The sequence below is a fragment of the Aquabacterium sp. genome (genome assembly GCF_004297345.1).
Taxonomy (GTDB): Bacteria; Pseudomonadota; Gammaproteobacteria; order Burkholderiales; family Burkholderiaceae_C; genus Aquabacterium.
Window position 1 is genome coordinate 1 of the sequence record NZ_SCTN01000108.1, and the last position, 1,625, is coordinate 1,625.

3 protein-coding genes are annotated in these 1,625 nt (G+C 59.1%); 1 reads left to right on the forward strand and 2 read right to left on the reverse strand.

Annotation, left to right across the window (positions count from 1 at the left end; all coding sequences use genetic code 11):
- Positions 1-160: redoxin domain-containing protein (locus tag EPO09_RS03215; RefSeq protein WP_290640083.1), on the reverse strand; the 160-nt coding region annotated here is incomplete at its 3' end.
- Between the two features lie 128 nt (positions 161-288).
- Complete coding sequence (locus EPO09_RS03220) at positions 289-663, reverse strand: Mth938-like domain-containing protein (RefSeq protein ID WP_290640081.1); 375 nt, start codon at positions 661-663, stop codon at positions 289-291.
- A gap of 159 nt (positions 664-822) precedes the next feature.
- Between EPO09_RS03220 and EPO09_RS03225 the strand changes: the two genes are divergently transcribed.
- On the forward strand, positions 823-1,625 hold an 803-nt coding region (locus EPO09_RS03225; protein WP_290640082.1), incomplete at its 3' end, for an aminotransferase class I/II-fold pyridoxal phosphate-dependent enzyme.

The window sequence follows — 1,625 nt, forward strand, 5'->3', positions numbered from 1 at the left end:
CACGGAATTGCATGGCTTCAGTGGTGCATCCAGGTGTATGGTCCTTCGGGTAGAAGTACAGCACCACGGTCTGTCCGACAAAACCTTGAGGCGTGAATTTCACGCCTCCGGTTGCGACAGCTTCAAATTCCGGCAAAGGTTTGTTGAGGGCGGGTGTCATGTTGTAGTGATCAGCAGCCTGCTTGATTAGCCTGCAATTATAAAGTGCTTCTGAGCCTCCCCCTCGGCCGAGGGATCTATCCCCCACAAGGAGGGCCCGCTTTTCGCTGCTTTACATCGTTTTTTGCATCACGAATGGATCAGCAGGGCTGCCATCACCTGGCGTCCTTCACCTACCAGAATGTTGTAGGTGCGGCACGCGGCAGCGGTGTCCATGGTCTCGAAACCGATCCGGGCGGCCATCAGTGGGCGCAACAGCGCAGGCGGCGGAAAGCGCAACTGGCGGCCACTGCCAAAGATCACGAGCTCAGGGCGAGCCTGAAGGATCTGCTCGAAATGAGCCTCCGTGAGGTCTGACAGTGACGTGACGGGCCAGGGAATCATCGGCCCGGTTGGCGGCACCAGGATGCTGCTGGTGTGGGCTTCACCGTTCACCGATATCGATTCAGGTGTGCAGGCGTTGATGATGTTCACGCCTTCGGCGCGGTCAGGCTGGAGTTTCATGTGATGCAAGGCGGGACCAGCTTGTGGGGTGGGCGCTGGTCGGTTCAGTGTGGTTAAATTCTAGCTTTCCCTCATTTCGCGCGCGATTTGCCTTTCCGGGCAGGCCGCAGGGTCTTGAGGCACTTTCAGCGTCAGCCTAGCCCGTCGTCGGAGACCGTTTTGAAGCCCATCGCCAAGTCCAGCAAACTCGCCAACGTCTGTTATGACATCCGTGGGCCCGTGCTGGAAAAGGCGCGGCAGATGGAAGAAGACGGCCACAAGATCATCAAGCTGAACATCGGCAACCTGGCCGTGTTCGGCCTGGAGCCACCTGACGAGATCGTGCAGGACATGATCCGCAACCTGTCTGGTGCAGCGGGTTACACCGATTCCAAAGGCCTGTTTGCGCCGCGCAAGTCGGTGGTGCACTACTGCCAGGAAAAGGGCATCCAGGGTGTGACGGTCGATGACGTCTACCTGGGCAATGGCGCCTCCGAGCTGATCGTGATGGCGCTCAATGCGCTGCTTAACGAAGACGACGAAGTGCTGCTGCCGGCGCCTGACTACCCGCTGTACACGGCCGCTGTGGCCTTGTCAGGTGGTCGCCCTGTGCACTACATCTGCGACGAGCAAGCCGACTGGTACCCCGACATCGCCGACATCCGCGCAAAGATCACGCCGCGCACGAAGGCCATCGTCGTCATCAACCCGAACAACCCTACTGGCGCGCTGTATCCCGAGAGCTTGCTCAAGGAGATCATCCAGGTTGCTCGCGAGCATCAGCTCATCGTGATGGCCGACGAGATCTACGACAAGACCTTGTATGACGGCGCCACCCACACCTCGATGGCCTCGCTGGCCGATGACGTGTTGTTCCTGACTTTCAATGGCCTGAGCAAGAACTACCGCTCTTGCGGCTACCGTGCTGGCTGGATGGTAGTGTCGGGTGAAAAGCGCCACGCCAAGGACTACATCGAGGGCCT

Excerpts from the sequence above, each read along its gene's own strand:
- EPO09_RS03220 (WP_290640081.1), bottom strand. The coding sequence starts at position 663 with ATGAAACTCCAGCCTGACCGCGCCGAAGGCGTGAACATCATCAACGCC.